Raw genomic sequence first — 23,222 nt, 5'->3', positions numbered from 1 at the left:
ACCCGCTGGGCGAGGCGGGCGAAGACGGCCCAGTACCTCGCGCTGCGGGCGAAGATCGTGCTGGCCTGCGCGGATGGTGCGACAAACGTGCAGGTCGCGGCCGAACTCGGTGTCGCTCAGGCGACGGTGAACCGCTGGCGCGCACGGTTCACCGAAGACCGCCTCGACGGACTGGCCGACGAGCCGCGTCCGGGCCGGCCTCCTTCGATCCTGCTGGACCGGGTCGAGGACGTCTGCATTGGCCTCTCGCGCCCGCACGTGGAGCGGCTGCTCCGCCTCCTCGACCCGGCGCGCCATCCGGTCGTCGTCATGGCGATGCCGCGTCGCCGGCCACCTGAGCGGCCGGGCCCCGCCGTCCGCAATCGCGCCCTGGGCCCAAGGGCCGCGACCGATCGAATCGCCTTGGTGCCAAGAGACCGTGGATTCGGATACCGGCCCCGCTGCAAGCTCTTCGTTCGTGAGCCATGCGTGAGCGGACAGTGACACATGAGGTACCCAAGGTCCGCTTCGGCGGTCCTGCCGGGTGGCCTCGGCCTGCAAAGACAGCGCCACCCGGCATGAACCAACACCCCGGGACACGGATTCGATCCCAGTCCGTAGGCAGTGCCACACGCCTCACATGGTTCGTGGGATCAACAAGCCGTATCGGCTTGACCGCTTGTGAGGTGATAGGTCGCCCGCTCGTCCAGGAGGAGCGGAATCAGATTCCGGGCCGACTGCCGCAACGGTACGTACGCTCCGTCACCGTCGGGCCGGGACGTGACGCCGTGCAGGGCGAGTTCGTCCTTGACGTCTGCGAACTGGGCGGCGCTCAGGCGGTAACCGCACGGCGGGTCCTGGAGGATCTTGACGGGTTCGGCCGGTTCGTTGTCCGCGCCCCCGAGGTAGACGGGACCGCGGTCGGCGTACCCGGCCGCACGGGACGCGGCGGTGGCGGCGCCGATGGGACCGCGTCGTTCGTCGGTGAAGCGGAGCAGACCGTCGAGCGCGACGAGTTGCGAGTCGACGCGGCGTCGGCTGTTGAGGGCCGGGTCGGCCTTCTCGGCGTCGGTGAGCGCATCGACGCGGGACTCGATGAGCAGACCCACCGCGTGCTTGATGCCCGAGGTGTTGCGCAGGATGCGCTCCTGTCCGTCGCCCGCCGTCTGCTTGATCGGGTCTCCGGTGACCGGGTCGGTCCAGATCCCGTAGAGACCGCTGCTGTAACCGGCGTCCTTGGCCGTGGGCCGCACGTACTGTTCCGCCAGGGTCTGCGACTCGTTGTGCACCCGGTCGGTGGCGTTGAGGTTGCGGGGCCAGAGGACGAACATGTCCTTGTCGTAGTACGGCGGGGTGGCACCGTACTCGTGCAGGTCGTAGATCACCTCGGGCTTCCGGTCGCGGATGACCGCTGCCATGGCGCGCGCCTCGGCAGTCTGCAGGGCGATGTGGTCGCGGTTGATGTCGACGCCGTCGGAATTGCCCCGGGTGTTCGCGGCGCGCCCGTCGGGGTTGGCGGTGGGCACCACGAGGACATCGGTGTGCGAGAGGAAAGTACGGGTCGCCCGGTCCTCGGCGTACGCGAGATCGCGAATGGTGGTCAGACACGCCTCGCGGCCGGACGGTTCGTTGCCGTGCTGACTACAGATCAGCAGGACCGTGGTGGCCGCGTGCTGGTTGCCGATGCGAACGAGTTGGAGCGGGCGGCCCTGTTTCGTCGCGCCGATCCGGTCGACGGAGACCCGGTCGCTGCCCCGGTCGACGGCGGCGAGGAAGGACTGCTCCTCGGGCTGGCCGGTCCAGTGGGCCCCGTTGCTGGTCTCGAAGCCGGTACGGGGCGGGGTGGGCGCGGCCTCGGCCGGCGCGGCGGCCAGGGGGACGGCCAGCGCCGTCGCGGCGACGGCGATGGCGAGGTTGCGGGCGAACGGGATACGGGGTGTCATGAGCGGCTGCCTCCCGGGATACGGAGTGCGGGACGCGGCGGTGCCACGCCTTCGGGACGGGATGCGTGGGGGGTGGCTACCGCGTGCGCGGGGCCCGCGGTGGCGCGTACGAACGCTGCGGCGCCGCCGACGAACGGCAGCTTCGCGGACGTGCGCGCCAGATCGAGGGTGAGCGTGGGGGTGGAGGCCGGCGGATCGATGAGGTCCTGGTCGGTGCCCGCGACGATCAGGGCGAGGCGGTGTCCGGCCGGCACCACGTGATCGCTCGCGGCCAGATCGACCGTGATCGTGTAGCGCTTGCCCGGGGTGAGCGGGCGGCCCTTGCCTGCGGAGGCGTACGTACCGAGGTCGGCCCAGCCGCGGCTGAAGACGGTCCGGTCGACGGCGGCGGTCCTGGCCGTCGTCGCCTTGAAGCAGGAGCTGTCGCCGGCCGTGCTCGCACCCCAGCAGGTGCGGTCGGTGAGGGTTCTGATGCCTTCGCCGGATGCGCCGTAGTCCCGGATGGTGTCGGGGCCGACATCGACGAGGACAGCCGAGAGATGGGCGGTCGAGGTGGTCGGGGTCGCGGTGACGGTCACCTTCGACGAGCCGGAGAGCCGCAGGTCCTGGGCGAGCGGCGCGGTGAGGAACCCGGCCTTGGCGTCCGTGGACCGGTCCAGGTCGGCGGCCCAGTCCGTCTCGCTCTGCTTCGGGTCGTCGGTGAACGTCTCGGTGGCGCCGGGCCGGGCGGTCCTCCGGGTGAGGGTGCCGACACCGGGTTCGGTGCCGGTGCCGGGGTGCATGGTGGTGGCGGCGGTGCTGCGCGGCGGCCAGACCTTGTCGGTGGACCACTGGTCGGGGTGGCGTTCGATGTCGGCCATCGGTGCGTGGTCGATGCCGTTGTCGTAACCGAGGAGGTAGTGGTCGAACCAGCGGTGCAGTGTGTCGACCCACTCGGCGCGCCGGAAGTCGAACGGGTCGACATGGCCGGTCTGGGAGAGCCAGATCTTGCGCTCCACACCCTGCGCGGCAAGGGCGTCCCACCACTGGCCGAGGTGCTTGGTGCGGACGTTGAGGTCCTGCATCCCGTGCACGGCGAAGACGCTGGCCTTCACCTTGCGCGCGTCCTTCACGTAGTCGCGCTCGCTCCAGAGACTCGTCCAGTCGCCGGTACGGGGCGCCTCGTCGACGAGTTTCTGCTGCACGGCCGCGCAGCGCGCCCGCGCCCCGGGGCTCTCGACATAGTCGGAGAGCCATTCGGGACCACCGTCGTAGAGGGGGGCGCCCTGGGCGAAGTAGTAGTCGTACCAGGAGGAGATGGAACCGATCGGGACGATGGTCCGCAGCCCGTCGACGCCGGTCGCCGCCACACCGTTGGCGATGGTGCCGTCGTAGCTCTTGCCGATCATGCCGGTGCGGCCGTTGGACCAGCCTGCCGAGGTGCGTTCGGTGCCGGTGCGGGTGGTGTAGCCGCGGGCCCGGCCGTTCAGCCAGTCGATGACGGCTGTCGCGGACTGGATGTCGGAGCGGCCACCGACGTCGACGCAGCCGTCGGAGCGATTGGTACCGGCCAAATCCACGGCGACGAAGGCGTAGCCGCGCGGGACGAAGTAGTTGTCGTAGTAGAGCGGGAACTGGACGGGGTCGCCGTTGGTGTCGTACGTCTTCAACTGGCTCTCATTGCCCCGCCCGCAGCACGAGTAGTAGGGGCTGGCGTCCATGATCACAGGTATCTTGCGGCCCTGTTGTGCGGGTTCGCGCGGCCGGACGATGTCGACGGCGACACGGTCGCTCTTCCCGTCTCCGTCGCCGTCCAGGCCCGTGTCCACCCAGACGGACTCACGGACTGCGTTCCCGTACGAGTAGACGGCTCTGCTCTCCCGCGGGCTCGAGCCCTGTGCGCCTGCCGGCGAGAGCAGGACGGTCATCAGGGCGGCCGAGGCCGCCACCACCAGCGATCTGTACGTCAAGCGGGTGCCCCGCGCGCGTATCGGCATCTGCGGAAGGTACCCCGGTCAACTCCTGTGCGACAGGGGGCGATCGCACTCCGATGTGACGGAAAGGAGGTCAAGGTGTCATGTCGGCCGAATGGCGATCATGTGACAGGGGTGGCCATGGACACGACCAGGCCCGGGAACGCTGAATAGAGTCGAAAGACCGGCCGGAAAGATCATCCGCCCCGAAGACTTGGAGCATTCGTGCACCGCAGACTCATCGTCCCGAGCGCACTCGCGGCCTTCATGCTGCTGGCGATCCCGGCATCGGCCGCCCAAGGCACCGCGGGCGCCCCGGGTATCGGCGACCCCTATTACCCGGCCAGTGGCAACGGCGGCTACGACGTGTCCCACTACGACTTGCGGCTGAAGTATCAGCCCACGACCGACCTCCTGGAGGGCACGGCGACGATCCTCGCCACCCCCACCCAGGATCTCTCGCGCTTCAACCTCGACTTCGGGCTCGACGTCTCCGAGGTGCGGGTGAACGGGAAGACTGCGCGGTACGCGAAGAGCGGAACCCAGGAACTGGAGATCACGCCGGCCGGCCCCCTGGCGAAGGGCCGAGCTGTCTCGGTGGTCGTACGGTACGCCGGGAAGCCGTCCGAGCTGAAGATCGGCGGCTGGACCGCCTGGGCCCGTACCCCGGACGGTGGCGTGGCCGCGCAGGAACCGGAGTCGGCCGTGTGGTGGTTCCCCAGCAATGACCACCCGTTGGACAAGGCTACGTACGACGTGTCGGTGTCCGTCCCGGACGGGACTCAGGCGATCAGCAACGGCGTGCTGCAATCGCAGAGTTCGAAACTCGGCTGGACGCGCTTCAACTGGCGCTCCAACAAGCCGCAGGCCACCTATCTGGCGACGCTCGCGATCGGCAAGTTCGACATCACCAGGGACACGACGGCGGACGGGCTGCCGGTCCTCAACGCGTACAGCAAGGACCTCGGCGACAACGACGGGGCGGCGCGCGCCAGCATCGAGCGGACCACTGAGGTCGCCGAGTGGCTCACGGATGTCTTCGGTCCGTATCCGTTCAACGCGCTCGGCGGCTACGTGCCCAACGTGACCAGCGGTTTCGCTCTGGAGACGCAGACCCGGCCGTTCTACAGCCCGAGGCAGTTCGCCAATGGCGCGAATGTCTCGGTGGTCGTCCACGAGCTGGCGCACCAGTGGTACGGCGACAGCGTGTCCGTCGACGGCTGGAAGGACATCTGGATCAATGAGGGCTTCGCCCGGTACAGCCAGTGGCTGTGGTCGGAGAAGGAGGGAGAGGGAACGGCGCAGGAACTGGCGGACTACACGTACGCCCTCCATCCGGCGGACGACGCGTTCTGGACGGTGAAGCCCGGAGACCCGGGTCCGGACAACCAGTTCCACGGGGCCGTCTACGACCGTGGGGCGCTGGCCCTCCAGGCGCTGCGGAACAAGCTGGGTGACGAAACCTTCTTCGCGCTGCTGAAGGGCTGGCCGGCCGAGCATGCCTACGGGAACGCGAAGGTGAGCGACTTCGTGACGTACGCGGAGCGGGTGTCGGGCACGCCGCTCGCCGAATTCTTCGACACCTGGCTGTACCAGCCGTCGCGGCCGGAGGCTCCGGCGCCGGGCGCGGCACGGACCGTGCGGAGCGCCGGGCAGCCCGCCTCCTGGAAGAAGATCGCCGCGACGAACACGATCCACGACCGGGGCTGATCCACCGGAGCACTGTCGGCGCCGTCATCCCCGGGCGGGGGTGACGGCGCCGGACAGGCCGACAGGGTTCGTGCCGGTTCGGCGGCCCCGGGCGCTCGCGGGGATTCCGCGAGCACGCCGAACGAGCTCATCAAGCGGGCATCCGCTTGAGCTGCACGCCTCTGTGCCAAGCTCTGTTCATGAATGATCCTTCTCGCTCGCTTACCGACAGGCTGCAGACGGACCGGCCGCACTCAGCCCGGGTGTGGAACTACCTCCTCGGGGGCAAGGACAACTACCCCGTCGACGCCGAGGCCGGCGACATGATCCTGCAGGCATGTCCCGACTTCGCTCAGATCGCCCGGCTGCAACGGGCGTTCCTCGCCCGCGCGGTGCACTTCCTGACCGCGGAGGCCGGCATACGCCAGTTCCTCGATATCGGCGCCGGCCTGCCCACCGCCAACAACACCCACGAGGTGGCACAGCGGCTGGCGCCGGAGTGCCGGGTGGTGTACGTCGACAACGACCCGCTCGTGCTGACCCACGCCCGCGCACTGCTCGCCGGCGCCCCCGAGGGCTCGTGCGCGTACATCGACGCCGATGTGAGGGACGTCGACACAATCCTCGAACAGGCAGCCAGAACACTGGACTTCAGTCGGCCGGTCGGTCTGACGATGCTGGGGATCATGGGACAGCTGCCCGACGAGGACGGCCCGGGGGCCATCGTCGACCGGCTCATGGCCGCGCTGCCCTCGGGCAGCTACCTGGCGCTGAGCGACGGTACGAACACGAGCGAAACGCTGAACACGGCCATCAGGACGTACAACGCGAACTCGGCCAGCTCGTACCACCTGCGCAGTCCGGAACAGATCGCGGGCTTCTTCCACGGTCTGGACCTGGTCGACCCCGGCGTCGTCAGGACGGCGGACTGGCGGCCCGATCCCGACCAGCCGCAGGATGACACCGCTCAGGGCCACGCGGCCAGCGGCATCGGGCGCAAACCCTGATCCGAACGCCTGGCCCCCAGGCCCGACGGGCGGCGTCGACCATGCCGCCCGTCCACTCCGGTGGACCTTCAGCGAGAAGCGCGCCGGACCGCTCTGCGGTGCTCCGCCCGCGCCTCGCGGGCGAACCGCAGATAGCGCAGCCGCTCAGGCAGCACGGGCACCACGACCCGGACGACACCGCAGAACCGCCGCAGCTTCTGCTCCTGCGCGTCCGTCCACTCCAGACCGATCGCGTCGCGCGCGTCCGGCGGCATCAGCCCGATGGTGATGAACCTGCGGAACCGGGCCAGCGGCGGGAACAGGACCGGCCACAAGGCCTTGAGCAGCAACCTGACGGGCAGCGGGCCCCGGTCCGGCGGCGGTACCGGCCGGTCGGTGGCGACCAGCTCCTCGACGACGACGGTCGCCTCGATCTCGTCGGCGAGCATCTTGCGAAAGTACGGCCAGAACTCCTCGATCGACTGCGGCATGTCCCGGTCGTGGATGCCGAGGACCCGGCCGACCTGGAGCCATTCCCGGTACAGGGCCCGTTCCTGCGCCTCGGTGAGGGTGCGAACGAGATAGCGCGTGGCGTACCGGTAGACGGGGAAGCCGGTGGCGTGCACCCATGCGTAGTTCTCGGGTGACAGTGCGTGATAGCGGCGCCCTCGGCTGTCCGTGCCCTGGATGGTGCGATGCAGCTTCCGCAGCCTGCGCCCCTCCTCGGCTGCTTCCTCGCCCCCGTACACCCAGAGCTGGAGAGAGCGCAGGGACCGCTCGCCGCGCCCCCACGGGTCCGTACGGAACACCGAGTGCTCGTCGACGCCTGCGCCGACCGCCGGGTGCGCAACCTGGAGGGTGAGAGCCGCGGGCAGCATCAGCAGGGCGCGGACGTCCCCGGCGAGGCCCCACAGCACTCCGCCGGGCGGCGGCGGCTCGGGGTCCCGCTCCCGATCCCTGTCCCGGGGTACTTCGCTGCTCATGCGGGTGCTCCCAGCGGTCGGTGGGCGTGCGGGCCGGTGCCCGGCTGGTGTGTGTTCCAGTATGCGATCGTGGGCGAACCGGCGAGCGGCAGGGGCGGCTGGATCCAGCCCGGCAGATGGGGGCCCTCCAACCCCGGACCCGGCAGACAGCGCACATGCCGCGGCAGGCCACCTCAGCCGGAAGGGCGCGGGCTTCCGGAACGCTGTCGGATCGCATGCACGGAAGACCACGGCGAGCACCCGCTCACCGGTGACGAGCGTTCAGCCACGGTGCGCGACGGGCCCGTCCCCGTAGTCGTGCACCGTCACGGGTAGCCCCCGGCTCATGAGCCGCTGCTCGATCAGCGGCTGGATCCGGGACCAACTGCCCTGCGCACACGGGTGAGGAACGGTGGTGCTGCGCTTCGATGCTGTCGGACACTGTCACAACAGTGGTGAGACAGCAATACTGTTGAACCGGATGGATGCAACGGATACGGCCGCGCCCAGCGGTCAGCAGCGAGGAGCGGACATGGCGACCGGAACCGAGGAGCCGACGCTCACCGTCGACGAGCTGGCGGCGCGCGCCGGAGTCACCGTACGCACCGTACGTTTCTACAGCACGCGTGGGCTCCTGCCGCCCCCCGTGATCGGACCGCGCCGGGTCGGTCACTACGGGCACGAGCACCTCTCGCGGCTGGCGCTGATCGAGGAGCTTCAGCACCAGGGCATGACCCTCGCCGCGATCGAACGCTATCTGGAGCAGTTGCCGCCCGATCTGAGCGCGCACGACCTGGCGATCCACCGGGCGCTGGTGGCGTCCTGGGCGCCGGACTCGGCGGAGCACGCGACCCGGGCGGAGCTGGAGCGGCGGGCGGGACGGGCGCTGACCGAGGGGGACATCGACCGGCTGGCCGCGATGGGCGTGCTGGAGCGTGCGGAGGCGGCGGCCGGCAGCTACCGGGTCGATCCCGGGCTGCTGCGTCTCGGCGTCGAGCTGCTCGACGTACCGATCGCGCACGAGACGATCCTCGCGGCCCGCACGGTGCTGCTGGAGCACACCCGTTCCGCCGCGCACGAGCTGACGCGGCTGTTCCGGGACGAGGTGTGGAATCCGTACCGGGAGCGGGAGTCGGACCCGGAGCAGGTGGCGGCGATGAAGTCGCTGTCGGCGCATATGCAGCCGATGGTGCTGCAGGCGCTGGTGACCGCGTTCCAGCGGTCCCTCAAGGAAGAGCTGCGGGCGGCGTTCACGGCGGAGTGAGCCCCCGCCGGCGACAGGGGCTCACTGCCGGTGGATGGTCCGTCAGGGAGCGTCGTCCCACAGGTCGGTGCTGTGGGCGTCGATGAGCGCGCCGATCCGTTCGAGGAAGACGTCGGCGGGCTGCGGGTCGAGGCGGCGTCCGTCGCGCAGCCGTACGGCGACGTGGTCGTCGACGGCTTCCCTGGCGCCGATCACGGCCTGGTACGGCACCAGGCGGTCCTCGCGGATGCGTGCGCCCAGGGTGCCCCGTTCCGGTCCGGCGATGTCGGCCCGCAGCCCGAGGTCGGTGCAGCGCCGGGCCAGCGCCTCGGCGTGGGGCAGCTCGGCCTCGGAGATCGGGAGGATCGCCAGCTGGGTCGGGGCGAGCCAGGCCGGAAACGCGCCGCCGTGTTGTTCGATGAGATGGGCGACGGCCCGCTCCACGCTGCCGATGATGCTGCGGTGGACCATGACCGGCCGGTGTTTCGCACCGTCCGCGCCGATGTAGTGCAGGTCGAACTGCTCGGGCTGGTGGAAGTCGACCTGGACGGTGGACAGGGTGGATTCCCTGCCCGCACCGTCGGTGACCTGGACGTCGATCTTCGGGCCGTAGAACGCGGCCTCGCCCTCCGCCGAGTCGTACGGCAGGCCGGAGCGGTCGAGTACCTCGGTGAGCAGGGCGGTGGACCGCCGCCACTTCTCGGGCGCGGCCACGTACTTGCCGCCGGGGCCGGGGAGGGAGAGCCGGTAGCGGGCCGGGCGGATACCGAGCGCCGCGTACGCACTGCGGATCATCTCCAGGGCGGCCCGTGCCTCGTCGGCGACCTGGTCCAGGGTGCAGAAGATGTGCGCGTCGTTCAGCTGGATGGCGCGGACGCGGGTCAGTCCGCCGAGCACGCCGGAGAGTTCGGAGCGGTACATGCCGCCCAGTTCGGCCAGGCGCAGCGGCAGCTCGCGGTAGCTGTGGGAGCGGGAGCGGTAGATCACCGCGTGGTGGGGGCAGAGACTCGGCCGCAGGACGACCTGTTCCGAGCCCAGGTCCATCGGCGGGAACATGTCGTCGCTGTAGTGCGACCAGTGCCCGGAGATCTCGTACAGCTCCCGCTTGCCCAGCACCGGCGAGTACACATGCCGGTAGCCGGCCCGCCGCTCGGCGGCGCGGATGTACTCCTCCAGGGTGTGCCGCACGGTCGCCCCGTCGGGCAGCCAGTAGGGAAGTCCCGCGCCGATCAGCGGGTCGGTGTCGAAAAGGCCCAGTTCGCGGCCGAGCTTGCGGTGGTCGTGCATGGCGGTCTCCTCGCGGTCATCGGGCGAGTGGCCGCAAGCCGAAGCCCCGGGGCACTCGCCCCGGGGCTTCGGACTGAGACATCTGTCAGCGCGCCGGGACACTCTCCGGCGTCGTCGTCATGGCAGCGCGCTTCATGACGCTGACGGTAGCAGGGTGTCCCGCTGTCCACCCGGTATTTTCCGCCCGGAGGGTGCGGATAGCGCAGCCTCCGGGCGGTACGTGGTCCGCGGGGGGCGCCGGTCAGTCGTGGAAGGTCTCGCCCTTCTCGGCCTTCTCCACCAGCAGCGCGGGCGGCAGGAACCGGTCGCCGTACTTCTCGGCGAGTTCCCGGGCGCGCGCCACGAAGCCGGGCAGGCCGCCCTCGTACCCGTTGATGTACTGGAGCACGCCCCCGGTCCACGGCGGGAAGCCGATGCCCATGATGGAGCCGATGTTGGCGTCGGCGACCGAGATGAGGACGTTCTCCTCCAGGCAGCGGACGCTGTCCAGTGCCTCGGAGAAGAGCATCCGCTCCTTCATGTCCTCGAACGGGACATCGGCATCCGTCCTGGTGAAGTGCGTGCGCAGCCCCGGCCACAGCCCGGCCCGCTTGCCGTCCTCGTCGTAGTCGTAGAAGCCCGCGCCGCCGCTGCGTCCGGTGCGTCCGAACTCGTCGACCATCCGGTCGATGACCGCGTCCGCGGGGTGCCCGGCCCAGGTGCCGCCCGCCTCCTCGACCGCGCGCTTCGTCTCGTTGCGGATCTTGCGCGGCAGGGTCAGCGTCAACTCGTCCATCAGCGAGAGGACCTTGGCCGGGTAGCCGGACTGCGCCGCGGCCTGCTCGACCGACGCGGGCTCGACGCCCTCGCCGACCATGGCGACGCCCTCGTTGATGAACTGGCCGATGACGCGCGAGGTGAAGAAGCCGCGCGAATCGTTGACGACGATCGGCGTCTTCTGGATCCGGCGTACCAGGTCGAAGGCGCGTGCCAGTGCCTCGTCGCCGGTCTGCTCGCCCTTGATGATCTCGACCAGCGGCATCTTGTCGACGGGCGAGAAGAAATGCAGGCCGATGAAGTCGGCAGGGCGCGTGACGCCCTTGGCAAGGACCGTGATCGGCAGGGTCGAGGTGTTGGAGCAGAGCAGCGCGTCGGGTTCGATGATGTCCTGGATCTCCTGGAACACCTTGTGCTTGAGCGCGGTGTCCTCGAAGACCGCCTCGATGACGGCGTCGCAGCCCGCCAGATCGGCAGGGTCACCGGTCGGGGTGATGCGGGCCAGCAGTTCGTCGCGCTTCGCCTCGGTCGTGCGGCCCCGGGAGAGCGCCTTGGCGAGGAGCTTCTCGCTGTATGCCTTGCCCTTGGCGGCCGCCTCCATGGAGACGTCCTTGAGGACGATGTCGATGCCGGCGCGGGCGCAGGAGTACGCGATCCCGGCGCCCATCATCCCGGCGCCGAGGACGGCGACCTTGGTGACCTGGCGCTCCGCGATGCCCTTGGGGCGGTTGGCGCCGGAGTTGACGGCCTGGAGGTCGAAGAAGAACGCCTGGATCATGTTCTTCGAGATCTGGCCGGTGACGAGTTCGGTGAAGTACCGGGCCTCGATGGTCAGCGCGGTCTCGAAGTCGACCTGGGAGCCCTCGACGGCGGCAGCCAGGATGTTGCGGGGCGCGGGCATGGGGGCGCCCCCGAGCTGCTTCTTCAGGTTGGCCGGGAAGGCGGGCAGGTTGGCCGCGAACTTCGGGTTCGACGGGGTGCCGCCGGGGATCCGGTAGCCCTTGACGTCCCAGGGCTGCTGGGACTCGGGGTGGGCGTCGATGAAGGCGCGGGCCTTGTCGAGCATCTCCTCGGGCGTGGCCGCCACCTCGTGGACGAGGCCGTTCTCCAGGGCGCGCTTCGGGGTGTACTGGGTGCCCTGGAGGAGGACCTTCAGCAGCGCGTCGGCGACGCCCATGAGGCGTACGGTGCGGGTGACGCCGCCGCCCGCGGGCAGCAGGCCGAGGGTGACCTCGGGCAGTCCGATGCGGGAGCCGGGCGCGTCGAGGGCGACGCGGTGGTGGGAGGCGAGCGCGATCTCGTAACCGCCGCCGAGGGCCGCTCCGTTGATGGCGGCGACGACGGGGATGCCGAGGGTCTCGATGCGGCGCAGCGAGTTCTTGATGGCGGTGCCGACGTCGAAGGCGTCCTGGGCGTTCTCGGGACCGACCTTGATCATGTCCTTGAGGTCGCCGCCCGCGAAGAAGGTCTTCTTGGCGGAGGTGTAGATGATGCCGCGGATGGAGTCCTTCTCGGCTTGCGCGCGGTCGGCGATGACCGCGATGGAGTCCTTGAAGGCCTGGTTCATCGTGTTGGCGGACTGGTTGGGGTCGTCGAGTACGAGGGTGACGACGCCGGTCTCGTCCTGTTCCCAGCGGATGGTCGTGCTCTCGGTCATTGCGGTGTTCTCCGTAGGCAAGGGGTGGCCGGGGACGGTCAGAGACGCTCGATGACGGTGGCGACGCCCATGCCGCCGCCGACGCAGAGGGTGGCGAGGCCGTACCGCTTGTCCTGGCGCTCCAGTTCGTCGATGAGGGTGCCGAGGATCATCGCGCCGGTGGCGCCGAGCGGGTGACCCAGCGCGATGGCGCCGCCGTTGACGTTGATCTTGTCGAGGGAGAGCCCCATGTCCCGGGCGAAGCGCAGCACGACACCGGCGAACGCCTCGTTGATCTCGACGAGGTCGATGTCGTCGATGGTGAGTCCGGCCTTGGCGAGGGCCTTGCGGGTGGCGGGCGCCGGGCCGGTCAGCATAATGGTCGGCTCGGAGCCGGAGACCGCGGCCGAGACGATCCGGGCACGCGGCGTGAGTCCGTACCGCTCGCCGGTCTCCTTGTTGCCGATGGCGACGAGCGCGGCGCCGTCCACGATGCCGGAGGAGTTGCCTGCGTGGTGGACGTGGTCGATCTTCTCGACCCAGTGGTACTTCTGCAGCGCCACGGCGTCGAAACCACCCAGCTCGCCGATGGTGGCGAACGAGGGCTTGAGCGCGGCCAGCGAGTCGGCGGTGGTGCCGGGGCGCATGTGCTCGTCGTGGTCGAGGACGACGAGGCCGTTGCGGTCCTTGACCGGGACGACGGAGCGCGCGAAGCGGCCGTCCTTCCAGGCCTCGGCGGCCCGCTCCTGGGAGAGTGCGGCGAACTCGTCGACGTCGCGGCGCGAGAAGCCCTCGATGGTGGCGATGAGGTCGGCGCCGACGCCCTGCGGGGCGAAGCCGGTCTCGTAGTTGGTCATCGGGTCCATCGCCCAGGCGCCGCCGTCGGAGCCCATCGGCACCCGGGACATCGACTCGACACCGCCGGCGAGGATCAGGTCCTCCCAGCCGGAACGGACCTTCGCGGCAGCCAGGTTGACGGCTTCCAGTCCGGAGGCACAGAACCGGTTCTCCTGGACGCCCGCCACCGAGTCCGGGAGTCCGGCGGCGATGGCGGCGATCCGGGCGATGTCGGAGCCCTGGTCGCCGAGCGGGCTGACCACGCCGAGGACGATGTCGTCGATGGCGGCCGGGTCCAGGCCCGGGAAGCGGCTGCGCATTTCGTGGATGAGGCCGACGACGAGGTCGATCGGCTTGGTGCCGTGCAGGGCGCCATTGGCCTTGCCGCGGCCGCGCGGGGTGCGGATCGCGTCGTAGACAAACGCTTCGGTACTCAAGACAGCAGCCTTTCGAGGGTGGTCGATCGTCAGGGGTCAGGCAAGCAGCGAGCGGCCGATGATCTCCTTCATGATCTCGGTCGTACCGCCGTAGATGGTCTGGATGCGGCCGTCGGTGAACGCCTTGGCGACCCGGTATTCCGTCATGTAGCCGTAGCCGCCGTGGAGCTGGAGGCACCGGTCGGCGACGCGCTTCTGCAGTTCGGTGGCCCACCACTTGGCCATCGACGCGTGCACGGCGTCGAGCTTCCCGTCCGAGTGGTCGACGATGCACCGGTCGAGGAAGGCCCGGGTGACGGCGCACTCGGTGGCCATCTCGGCGATCTCGAACCGGATGTGCTGGAGCTTGGAGAGCGGCCGCCCGAAGGCTTCGCGCTCCTTGACGTACTGGGTGGTGATCTCCAGGAGGTACTCGGCGGCAGCGATGCCGGCGACCGCTATGCCCATCCGCTCCTGCGCCAGATTGGTCATCAGGTGGATGAACGCGCCGTCGCGCTCACCGAGCAGGTTCTCCTTGGGGACGCGAACGTCGTTGAAGAACAGCTCGGCCGTGTCCTGGGACTTCTGGCCGATCTTGTCGAGGTTGCGGCCCCGCTCGAAGCCGTCCGCACCGCGTTCGACGACGATCAGCGAGAGCCCCTTCGCGCCACCCTCCGCGGTGGTCTTCGCCACGACGATCACCAGGTCGGCGAGGATGCCGTTGGAGATGAACGTCTTGGAGCCGTTGAGCAGCCAGTGGTCGCCCTTGTCCTCGGCGGTGGTGCGGATGCCCTGGAGGTCGGAGCCGGCGCCGGGTTCGGTCATCGCGATGGCGGTGATGATCTCACCGCTGCAGAAGCCGGGCAGCCAGCGCCGCTTCTGCTCCTCGGTGGCGAGGCCGGTGAGGTAGGGGCCGATGACGTCGTTGTGCAGGCCGAGCGCGAGCCCGGGGGCGCCGGCCCGGGTGAACTCCTCGGCGAGGACGGCGCTGTAGCGGAAGTCGGTGGTGCCGCCGCCCCCGTACTCCTCGGGGACGGCGAGGCCGAGCAGCCCTTGCCGGCCGGCCGCGAGCCAGGCCTCGCGCGAGACGATGCCGTCCTTCTCCCACTGCTCGTAGTGCGGAAGGACTTCCTTGGTCAGGAAGGTCCGGACGGTCTCGCGGAACGCTTCGTGCTCCTCGGTGAAGATCTGCCGCTGCACTGCGGGCCCCCTAGAGCCAGTTCTTGACGGTGGAGATCAGCCGGGCCGGGTCGGGACCGACCGGGATGACGCTGAGCATGGTGACGCCGGAGGCCCCGCGCGGGTCGCCCGCGTAGTTCAGCGGCAGGGAGAGTTCCATCAGTCGGTGGTGTCCTTCCGGGGCCGGTGGATGCTCGGTACGTCCCAGTCCCGGGCGACGCCCTCGGTGTCCGCGCCAGGCTGCGCGGGCCCGCTGCGCACGGAGACGGGGGTGGCGGAGAAGCGGGGTGCGGGGGCGGGCTGGGTCAGACCGCTGTGTTCGACGAAGGTGGAACGGGCCGCGAGGTGCGGGTGGTGCGGGGCCTCGCGGAGCGACAGGACCGGGGCCACACACGCGTCCGTGGCTTCGAAGACCGCGGTCCACTCCGTGCGCGTCCGGGTCCTGAACCGGTCGGCGACGACCGCGCGCAGCTCCTCCCAGCGGGTGAAATCCCTGCGGTCCGGTGCCCGGTCCTCGATGCCGAGGAGCTTGATGAACTCGTCGTAGAACTGCTGCTCCAGCGGGCCGACCGCCATGTACTCGCCGTCGGAGGTCTCGTACGACCCGTAGAACGGGCAGCCGCCGTCCAGGAGGTTGGAGCCGCGCCGGTCCTGCCAGCCGCCGGCCGCCAGCATCCCGTGGATCATCGTGGCGAGATGGGCGGCACCGTCGACGATCGCCGCGTCCACGACCTGGCCCGCGCCGCCGGGGGTGCGGGCGTGCTGCAGGGCGGCGAGGACGCCGACGACGAGGTAGAGCGAGCCGCCGGCGTAGTCGCCGACCAGATTGGCGGGGACGGTGGGCGGCTCGCCGGGCTTGCCGATCATGGAGAGGGTGCCGGTGAGGGCGATGTACGCGATGTCGTGCCCGGCCCGTTCGGCGAGCGGCCCGCCCTGGCCCCAGCCGGTCATCCGCCCGTACACGAGCCGCGGGTTGCGGGCGAGGCAGGCGTCGGGGCCGACGCCGAGGCGCTCGGCGACGCCCGGCCGGTAGCCCTCGATCAGGATGTCGGCGCGTTCGACCAGGTCCAGGACGCGATCTGGGCCGTCCTCGGCCTTGAGGTCGACGAGCACCGAGCGTTTGTTGCGGTTGGTGAGGTCGTACGCGGGGTCGATGCCGAGCCCCGCACCGCCGGGCCGGTCGACCCTCACGACGTCGGCGCCGAGGTCGGCCAGCAGCATCGCGGCGAACGGGCCGGGTCCGATGCCCGCAAGCTCGACCACGCGCACACCCGCGAGCGGGCCGTGCTCTGTCGTTGCCATCGAACCCCCAGCGGTGTGACACAACTGATGTAACAGCGACGATGCTAAGAATGCTCCCCGCTCCGCACAACCCTTTTGGCCGAGCAAGCGCTTAGAGGCCGCGCACATAGGTGGGGCGGCGTCGCGTGCCGATGGGCGGCGCCTGGCGGCGTTGTCGTCGGTCGACGACTCCCCCATAGCCCGAAAGGCATGGGAGGGGCCCCCTTCGCGTCGCCTCCCTCCTCCGCCTTGCCAGGCTTGCCCCTCGCCCCGCTCCTTCCTCCACCCCACCTATGTGCGCGGCCTCTCAGTTCTTTCTCGAGGATCCTCCCCCACAAGCGCCGCCCGACTGCACACCGCCACGAACCCCTCCGCTAACCTCTGCCTGCTACATCGGCGCCGGCCCCTGCGGAGGCACTTGTGAACAGGCAGAACGGGGCGAAACGCCCCTATGACATAGTCCTCTTCGGCGCCACCGGCTTCGTGGGTGTCCTCACCGCCGAATATCTCGCCGCCCACGCGCCCGTCGGCTGCCGCTGGGCTCTGGCCGGCCGCAGCCCGGCCAAGCTGCAGAAGCTGCGCGAACGCCTCGCCGGCATCGATCCGCGCTGCGCGGACCTTCCGCTGCTGCACGCCGACGCCGACGACCCCGGTTCACTGCGCGCGCTCGCCGAATCGACCCACGTGGTGGCCACCACCGTGGGCCCCTACGTCTGGTACGGCGAACAGCTCGTCGCCGCCTGCGCGGAGGCAGGGACGGACTACACGGACCTGACCGGCGAGGCGGAGTTCGTCGACCGGATGTTCCTGGAGCACGATGCGCGGGCCCGCGAGACCGGGGCGCGGCTCGTGCACGCCTGCGGCTTCGATTCCGTACCGCACGACCTCGGCGTCTACTTCACCGTCCAGCAACTGCCGCAGGACGTGCCGCTGACCATCGACGGGTTCGTCCGCAGCAACGCCGTCATCTCCGGCGGTACGTTCACCTCCGCGCTCACCGCGATGGGCCGCGGCCCGCAGATGCTGCGCGCCGCGCAGGAGCGCCGGCTGCACGAACCGCGCCTGGTCGGACGCCGCGCCCGCGCCCGCTTCGGCACCCCGCACTTCAGCGCCGAGACCGGCACCTGGGCGCTGCCCCTGCCGACACTGGACCCGCAGGTCATCGAACGCTCGGCGCGGGCGCTCGCGCGGTACGGCCCCGACTTCCGCTACCGCCACTTCGCCTCGGTGAAGACGCTGCCGATGGCGCTGGGCGGCACGGCCGCGATCGGCGCCCTCGTGGGCGCCGCGCAGCTGCCCGCCGCGCGCAGCTGGCTGATGGACCGGTACGAGCCGGGTGAGGGCCCGGACGCGGAGCGCCGGAAGCGCAGCTGGTTCACGGTGCGGTTCGTCGGGGAAGGCGGCGGACGCCGGGTCTTCACCGAGGTCTCCGGCGGCGACCCCGGCTACGACGAGACGGCGAAGATACTCGCGCAGTCCGCGCTCTGTCTCGCCCTGGACGAACTCCCGCCCACATCGGGGCAGGTCACCACGGCCGTCGCGATGGGCGACGCACTGCTGGAGCGGCTGCGCGGGGCCGGGCTGAGCTTCCGGGTCGCGGCGACGCGCTGAGCGGATTCGCGCCGGGACGGTTGTTGGCAGGGGGGTCGTCCCGGCGTCAGAACATCCAGGACGCGAGCGTGCAGATCATCGAAACGGTCCAGACGACCCCGGCAAGGATCCCGAGAGTCATTCCTATGGCGACGCCCCGCTGGGCGACGTAGACGGTTCCGGCACGTGTGGACGTTCGATGATCGGTCATACGCACAAGAGTGCCGTTCATGATCGGCCAGTGGTATCCGTACACATACTCAGCTTGTTCCTTATGGTCTGCCAAAAGGAACAAGCTCAGATACTCGGACGCAGGCGCCGTCGGACGCTCAGACGGTCGCCTCCCGGAGGACCCGACCGCAGAGTGCGTCGGCCTTGCGGGTGGTCTCCGGCTGGCGGAAGTCCCTGGCCAGCAGGAGTGTGTGCGCGCAGGCGTTGTCCAGACCGGTCCGATGGCCGACGGACACATACACCGGCTTGGCGCCGTCCTGGGTGCGCAGCGCCCGGCCCACCTCCTCGTCCCCGTCGACGAGCGGGGAGAAATCGCCGCGCCGGGGGCCCGGCTGTTCGTACGTGAAGGTGAACGGATTCTTGGCGACGCCGATGACCGGCAGTCCGGTGAGGACGCCGAGGTGGCTGGCGAGCCCGAAGCGGCGCGGGTGCGCCCTGCCGTAGCCGTCGCAGACGACGAGGCCGGGGTCGACCGGGAGGGATTCCAGCGCGGCCAGCACGGTCGGTATCTCCCGGAAGGCGAGCAGCCCCGGGATGTACGGGAAGGTCACCCGGCCGGTGGCGGTGGCCTCGGCGACGACGTCGAGGGTGGCCGCGTCGAGCACGACCGCCGCGGCCACGACGAGGTCGCGCTCGTCGTCGTAGGCGACGTCCACACCGGTCACCCGTCCGGTGCCGGGCGGCGGCCCCGGCTCGTCCAGCACCACGCGGGCGCGGAGGGTGTCCTGGATGGCGCGGGCTTCGGCTGCGTCGGCCGGTGTGCGGAGCGTCGTCATAGTGCCATCCAGCGTAGACCGACCGGCAATTGGGGGGATCTCCCTGGCCTTGAGCGGTCCCTGGCCCGCCGTGACCCGCTCCTCCACCACATCCAGAATCCGCTGGCAGTCCGGCGCCGGCACAGCCGCCGCGGCGTCCATGGCCGGCCAGCTTTGGGACGACGCACCGGACGACGCTCCTCACGGGGCAAAAACTGCCGGTCACGGCACTAGGGCGTGTTTCGAAAGGAGCGTTGTCCGCCCGTAGGGCGGGCCGGGCGGTGTCTGGTGCGTGCGATCGCAAGGCGGAGGGTCGCCCCGATACTGGGTGTATCGGGGCGAGCCCGACAACGCAGCGAGCGTGCGTGCCAGACGCCGCCCGGCAGGCGGGACTTTCGAAACACGCCCTAGTTCATCCGGGCGATCCGCCCCTTCTCCCCCGCCGCCCAGCAGCCGCCGTCCTGCGTGCAGTCCACGGTGTCGTACGAACCCGTGTCGACGGTGTGCCAGGTGCGGCCGCCGTCCGTCGTCAGGTCCGTCCCGGTCGGCCCGACGGCGAGTGCCGTGGAGCGGGTGTGCGGGACCCAGGAAACGCCGGAACGGTAGGCGGTCGGCGGGGTGGTGGACCGCTGCCAGGTCCGGCCTCCGTCGCCCGTGACGGCCGCGGCGTCCGGAGAGGCCTGGCCGGCGCGGTAGTCGCCGCCGACGGCAATGCCGTGCGTACGGTCGCGGAAGGCGAGACCGAAGACGCCGCGGGCCGGGTCCCCGGCCGGGATCGTCGATTCGGTGGCCGTCCAGGTCAGCCCCCGGTCGGCGGAGTGCAGCACCCGTGCGGTGGCTGCCCCGCCGGTCGCCAGCCAGACGTCCTTCGGCCCCGAGCTGACCAGGCACTGGCCGCTGGCGGCGAAGCCCGCCTCGCCCGCTTGGGCGGCCGGCATCCCCGCTGTGGGCAGTACGTTCCAGCTGCGGCCGCCGTCCGCCGTGGACAGGATCCGGTACCGGCCGTCGACCGGATCGCTCATGGCGAGCCCGTGGCGGCTGTCGAAGAAGGTGAGGCAGTCGTAGAAGGCACGGGCATCGGTATTGCGGTAGGACTCGATCCAGGTCGCTCCACCGTCGTCCGTACGGAACACCCGCGACGCCTCGCCCTCACCGATGGCCAGCGCCACCGCACGCCGCGCGTCGAACGCCTCGATGTCACGGAATTCCAGTCCCGCCTCCGCCGCTCCCGCCGGCGACACGTCGCGCCAGTGACGGCCGCCGTCGGAGGTGCGCAGCACCGTGCCCTTCGAGCCCGCGGCCCAGGCGGTACGGCGGGTGACGGCGGAGAGGCCGCGGAAGCGGGCGTCGGTTCCCGTCTCCGTGAGTGTCCAGCCCGTCCGGTCGCCGGGTTCGTGCCGCTGCCCCGGCGCTGCTTGCGCTGCCGGCGTGACCAGTGCCGCGGTCAGCGCCGCCCCGCACAGTCCCCATGCCATCAGTCGTGTCGTCTTCCCCTTGGACCTCATGGCGCAGGAAGCTAACGCACGGGCAGTACGCCGTCCAGAGTGCGCCGCCGCCACGCGATCACGTGCATCGAAGGCAGTGCGGTGCGGTGACGCAGCTCACTCCTTCGCCCGAGCACGGATCGGGAAGTTCCGTCGTCTCTGCCAGTGCCGGGAACCGTTCATCTGGCCGCAAGAGGGAGCAGGTCTTGTCCAGCGTTATCGAGCAGTCCGTGCAGGCCCGCATGGTCGCATCCGCGCCGCGGATGGAGACCCTTCCCGCCACCTTGCAGTACGACTGCAGGGATCCGTTCGCCGTGCGCATGGCCTTCCCTGCGCCGGCAACCCTGGAGGGCACCGACGTGTCCTGGGAGTTCTCCCGCGAACTGCTGGCGGCAGGAATGGAAGGAGCGGCCGGGGTCGGGGACGTCCGGATCAGGCCGTTCGGCTACGACCGTACGGTCCTGGAATTCCATGCCGCCGAGGGCATCGCCATGGTGCATGTCCACACGGCGGAGCTGCGTCGCTTCCTCGGGCGCGCCGAGGAACTGGTCCCGTCGGGGCAGGAGCACCGGTTCCTGGACCTCGACCGAAGTCTGACGGACCTGCTCGGCGGGCCGTGCTGAGCCCGGTCAGTCCTTCTTCACGGCTTTGATCTCCACCAGGCTCCGGCGCACGGGGTCAGTACCCGGTACGCCCCCGCGATCCGGCGGCTCCCCTGCCGTGTGCCGCGGCAGACGTCCCAGGCGGTGAACCGGCATTCGGCCTCGGCGCAGGTGGCCGCTCCGATCGCCGGCCCGGTGGTGCCGGGCAGCAGGACCGGCACGGCCGGGATCAACGTAAATCGATTGCCGGGGCGCGAGGTCCCGTCGTACCGTCTGTGACGTCCTTGTTGTCGTCGGATCGGAGAAGGACGTTGCTCGTCTGAGGTCGTGAGACACCGCGTTGCAAGCCGTGTCCGGACAGTGCGTGCCCGTTCGGGTCTGTCATGTCTGTCATGTCTGCGCGCCCGAGTGTGACCTCAGCTCTTCGAGCCGTCCTCCGCGACCGGGGCTCCTCCTTGGCCATGTCCATGGACCGCCCGTGACCGGTGTCTCACCCGTTGCCCTCTGCCTTCCTCGCAACCGGGAGATCCGTATGTCTACCCCCATGACTCATATCGCCTGTTCGTCGCTCTCCTTCGCCTGGCCCGACGGCAGTGGGGTCTTCGACGACTTCCAGCTGGCCGTGGGCCCCGGCAGGACCGGTCTCATCGGCCTCAACGGCTGTGGAAAGTCCACCCTGTTGCGACTGATCGCGGGTGAACTCACCCCCAGCGATGGCCACATCCGGACCCGGGGCGAGATCGGCTATCTGCCGCAGAATCTGGTCCTGGACACGGCGCTGCGGGTCGATGCGGCCCTGGGCATCGCCGGTACCCGGGCCGCTCTGCACGCCATCGAGGCGGGTGACGTCCGCGAGGAGCAGTTCGCGGCCGTCGGCGACGACTGGGACGTGGAGGAGCGCGCCCGCGCGACGCTCGATCAGCTCGGCCTCGGTCACATCGGGCTCGACCGCACGATCGGCGAGATGTCGGGCGGCGAGTGCGTGATGCTGCGCCTGGCCGCGCTGCTGCTGGCCCGCCCCGGGGTGCTGCTGCTCGACGAGCCCACGAACAATCTGGATCTGTACGCGCGCAGGCGGCTGTACGAGGCGGTCGACGCCTGGGCGGGTGTCCTGGTCGTCGTCAGCCATGACCGTGAACTCCTGGAGCGGGTCGACCAGATCGCGGATCTGCGGGACGGATCCGTCACCTGGTACGGCGGGAATCTCTCGGAGTACGAGGAGGCGCTCGCCGTCGAGCAGGAGGCGGCCGAGCGCATGGTGCGGGTCGCCGAGGCCGACGTGCAGCGACAGAAGCGTGAACTGGCAGAGGTCCAGGTCAAGTTGGCTCGACGCAAGCGCTACGGGCAGAAGATGTCGGACAACAAGCGCGAGCCGAAGATCGTCATGGGCAACCGCAAGCGGGCCGCTCAGGAGTCGGCCGGCAAGCATCGCGTGATGCACGCCGGGAAGCTGGCGGAGGCGAAGGAGCGCCTCGACGAAGCCGTCGAGGCGGTGCGGGACGACGACGAGATCAGGGTCGAGCTGCCGCACACCAAGGTGCATCCGGGCCAGGGTGTGCTCGTACTGCGCGATCTGGAACTTGCGTACGGGGCACGGGTGAGCGGCGGGTTCGAGCTGCGGGGCCCTGAGCGGATCGCGCTTGTGGGCCGCAATGGCGCGGGCAAGACGACGCTGTTGCGGACCATTGCCGGTGAGCTGGCACCGGTGTCCGGCGAGGCGACACCCCAGTTGCCGCTGGGCTTTCTTCCGCAGCGTCTGGACGTGCTCGACGACGGACTGAGCGTGGTGGAGAACGTGGCGCGATTCGCACCGAATGCCACGGGCAATCGGATCAGGGCGAGGCTGGCGCACTTCCTGTTCAAGGGGGGCCGGGCGGACCGACCCGTGGGGACGCTGTCGGGCGGGGAACGATTCCGTGCGGCACTGGCGGCGCTGCTGCTGGCGGAACCGGCACCGCAGCTGCTGATGCTGGACGAGCCGACGAACAACCTGGACATGGCGAGCGTGCGCCGGCTGACGGCCGCTCTGGAATCGTACGAGGGAGCGCTGATCGTGGCGAGCCACGATGTGCCGTTCCTGGAATCGCTCGGCATCACGCGCTGGCTGCTGCTGGACGGAGAACTGCGTGACACCACGGCCGAGGAGGTGGCCGCGGAGCTCTGAGCCGCGGGGAACGCGGGGTGGATCCCGTGCCCCCTGTGCCACTGTTGCTCCGAGTACGCCGACAGCCCCGAGCACGCGCCACCGGGGGCCGTCCCCACCCCACGCCGAAAACTGTAGGGAGCCCTCCCGTGCCCAGCAGAAAAGCGGCTCTCCTGCCGTATGAGTGGGTCACTCTGTGGCGGGTTGGCGTCCGGGAAGGGTGGGGCGGGGGCCGGCGAGGGTGAGCATGACGAGGGCGATGATGGCGTCG

The 23,222-nt window shown here is 70.2% G+C and carries 20 protein-coding genes; 7 read left to right on the top strand and 13 right to left on the bottom strand.

What is annotated here, in order from left to right; genetic code table 11:
- A partial coding sequence (locus tag AB0N06_RS33175; protein ID WP_366138404.1) for a helix-turn-helix domain-containing protein occupies positions 1-483 on the top strand: 483 nt, incomplete at its 5' end.
- Positions 484-632: 149 nt separating this feature from the next.
- On the opposite strand, the gene AB0N06_RS33170 is transcribed toward AB0N06_RS33175, so the two are convergent.
- Positions 633-1,922 carry a M14 family metallocarboxypeptidase gene (locus AB0N06_RS33170; RefSeq protein ID WP_366138403.1) on the bottom strand — a complete coding sequence of 430 codons (1,290 nt, stop codon included), beginning with the start codon at positions 1,920-1,922 and terminating at the stop codon, positions 633-635.
- Entirely contained in the window at positions 1,919-3,898 is a 1,980-nt protein-coding gene (locus tag AB0N06_RS33165) for a Xaa-Pro dipeptidyl-peptidase (protein ID WP_366138402.1), read from the bottom strand. The genes AB0N06_RS33170 and AB0N06_RS33165 overlap by 4 nt, the downstream gene beginning before the upstream one ends.
- A 201-nt stretch (positions 3,899-4,099) precedes the next feature.
- Here AB0N06_RS33165 and AB0N06_RS33160 point away from each other — a divergent pair, with 201 nt between their 5' ends.
- Complete coding sequence (locus tag AB0N06_RS33160; protein WP_366138401.1) at positions 4,100-5,584, top strand: M1 family metallopeptidase; 1,485 nt, start codon at positions 4,100-4,102, stop codon at positions 5,582-5,584.
- A gap of 179 nt (positions 5,585-5,763) precedes the next feature.
- Positions 5,764-6,570 carry an SAM-dependent methyltransferase gene (locus tag AB0N06_RS33155; protein ID WP_366138400.1) on the top strand — a complete coding sequence of 269 codons (807 nt, stop codon included), beginning with the start codon at positions 5,764-5,766 and terminating at the stop codon, positions 6,568-6,570.
- Positions 6,571-6,638: 68 nt separating this feature from the next.
- On the opposite strand, the gene AB0N06_RS33150 is transcribed toward AB0N06_RS33155, so the two are convergent.
- The gene (locus AB0N06_RS33150) at positions 6,639-7,532 is read right to left on the bottom strand and encodes an oxygenase MpaB family protein (protein WP_366138399.1); all 894 of its coding nucleotides are present in this window, start codon (positions 7,530-7,532) and stop codon (positions 6,639-6,641) included.
- Positions 7,533-8,043: 511 nt separating this feature from the next.
- Between AB0N06_RS33150 and AB0N06_RS33145 the strand changes: the two genes are divergently transcribed.
- The gene (locus AB0N06_RS33145) at positions 8,044-8,775 is read left to right on the top strand and encodes a MerR family transcriptional regulator (RefSeq protein ID WP_366138398.1); all 732 of its coding nucleotides are present in this window, start codon (positions 8,044-8,046) and stop codon (positions 8,773-8,775) included.
- Between the two features lie 42 nt (positions 8,776-8,817).
- Here the strand turns inward: AB0N06_RS33145 and thrS are convergent, their stop codons facing one another.
- From thrS to AB0N06_RS33115, 6 genes are all read right to left on the bottom strand, one after another.
- A complete protein-coding gene (gene thrS, locus AB0N06_RS33140) occupies positions 8,818-10,041 on the bottom strand; it encodes a threonine--tRNA ligase (protein ID WP_366138397.1) in 1,224 nt (407 codons plus the stop codon).
- 241 nt (positions 10,042-10,282) lie between these two features.
- Positions 10,283-12,454, bottom strand: a complete 2,172-nt coding sequence (locus AB0N06_RS33135) for a 3-hydroxyacyl-CoA dehydrogenase NAD-binding domain-containing protein (protein WP_366138396.1) — start codon at positions 12,452-12,454, stop codon at positions 10,283-10,285.
- A gap of 38 nt (positions 12,455-12,492) precedes the next feature.
- Positions 12,493-13,707: an acetyl-CoA C-acetyltransferase gene (locus AB0N06_RS33130; protein ID WP_366138395.1), complete on the bottom strand. Its 1,215-nt coding sequence runs from the start codon at positions 13,705-13,707 to the stop codon at positions 12,493-12,495.
- A 36-nt stretch (positions 13,708-13,743) separates the two neighbouring features.
- On the bottom strand, positions 13,744-14,886 hold the full coding sequence (locus tag AB0N06_RS33125) for an acyl-CoA dehydrogenase family protein (RefSeq protein WP_366138394.1): 1,143 nt from the start codon (positions 14,884-14,886) through the stop codon (positions 13,744-13,746).
- 10 nt (positions 14,887-14,896) lie between these two features.
- Positions 14,897-15,025, bottom strand: a complete 129-nt coding sequence (locus AB0N06_RS33120) for a hypothetical protein (protein ID WP_366138393.1) — start codon at positions 15,023-15,025, stop codon at positions 14,897-14,899.
- On the bottom strand, positions 15,025-16,167 hold the full coding sequence (locus tag AB0N06_RS33115; RefSeq protein WP_366138392.1) for a CaiB/BaiF CoA-transferase family protein: 1,143 nt from the start codon (positions 16,165-16,167) through the stop codon (positions 15,025-15,027). The genes AB0N06_RS33120 and AB0N06_RS33115 overlap by 1 nt, the downstream gene beginning before the upstream one ends.
- Positions 16,168-16,566: 399 nt before the next feature.
- Between AB0N06_RS33115 and AB0N06_RS33110 the strand changes: the two genes are divergently transcribed.
- On the top strand, positions 16,567-17,757 hold the full coding sequence (locus tag AB0N06_RS33110) for a saccharopine dehydrogenase NADP-binding domain-containing protein (protein WP_366138391.1): 1,191 nt from the start codon (positions 16,567-16,569) through the stop codon (positions 17,755-17,757).
- 46 nt (positions 17,758-17,803) lie between these two features.
- Here AB0N06_RS33110 and AB0N06_RS33105 read toward each other — a convergent pair whose 3' ends face one another.
- The 3 genes from AB0N06_RS33105 to AB0N06_RS33095 form a co-directional block, all read right to left on the bottom strand.
- Positions 17,804-17,947 carry a hypothetical protein gene (locus AB0N06_RS33105; protein ID WP_366138390.1) on the bottom strand — a complete coding sequence of 48 codons (144 nt, stop codon included), beginning with the start codon at positions 17,945-17,947 and terminating at the stop codon, positions 17,804-17,806.
- A gap of 118 nt (positions 17,948-18,065) precedes the next feature.
- Positions 18,066-18,743: an endonuclease V gene (locus AB0N06_RS33100; RefSeq protein WP_366138389.1), complete on the bottom strand. Its 678-nt coding sequence runs from the start codon at positions 18,741-18,743 to the stop codon at positions 18,066-18,068.
- A 386-nt stretch (positions 18,744-19,129) separates the two neighbouring features.
- Positions 19,130-20,227: an oxidoreductase gene (locus AB0N06_RS33095; RefSeq protein ID WP_366138388.1), complete on the bottom strand. Its 1,098-nt coding sequence runs from the start codon at positions 20,225-20,227 to the stop codon at positions 19,130-19,132.
- Between the two features lie 185 nt (positions 20,228-20,412).
- Between AB0N06_RS33095 and AB0N06_RS33090 the strand changes: the two genes are divergently transcribed.
- Entirely contained in the window at positions 20,413-20,829 is a 417-nt protein-coding gene (locus tag AB0N06_RS33090; RefSeq protein ID WP_366138387.1) for an SsgA family sporulation/cell division regulator, read from the top strand.
- Positions 20,830-20,846: 17 nt separating this feature from the next.
- Here AB0N06_RS33090 and AB0N06_RS33085 read toward each other — a convergent pair whose 3' ends face one another.
- Positions 20,847-21,029, bottom strand: coding sequence for a hypothetical protein (locus tag AB0N06_RS33085; protein WP_366138386.1), 183 nt, complete (start codon positions 21,027-21,029; stop codon positions 20,847-20,849).
- A 311-nt stretch (positions 21,030-21,340) separates the two neighbouring features.
- Here AB0N06_RS33085 and AB0N06_RS33080 point away from each other — a divergent pair, with 311 nt between their 5' ends.
- The gene (locus tag AB0N06_RS33080) at positions 21,341-22,972 is read left to right on the top strand and encodes an ABC-F family ATP-binding cassette domain-containing protein (protein ID WP_366138385.1); all 1,632 of its coding nucleotides are present in this window, start codon (positions 21,341-21,343) and stop codon (positions 22,970-22,972) included.
- The last annotated feature ends 250 nt before the right edge of the window (positions 22,973-23,222 follow it).

It is taken from the genome of Streptomyces sp. NPDC051020 (assembly GCF_040683105.1).
In the GTDB taxonomy this organism is placed as follows: Bacteria; Actinomycetota; Actinomycetes; order Streptomycetales; family Streptomycetaceae; genus Streptomyces.
The sequence above is the reverse complement of the archived record's forward strand: the minus strand, read 5'-3'. Positions and strand labels throughout refer to the sequence as shown.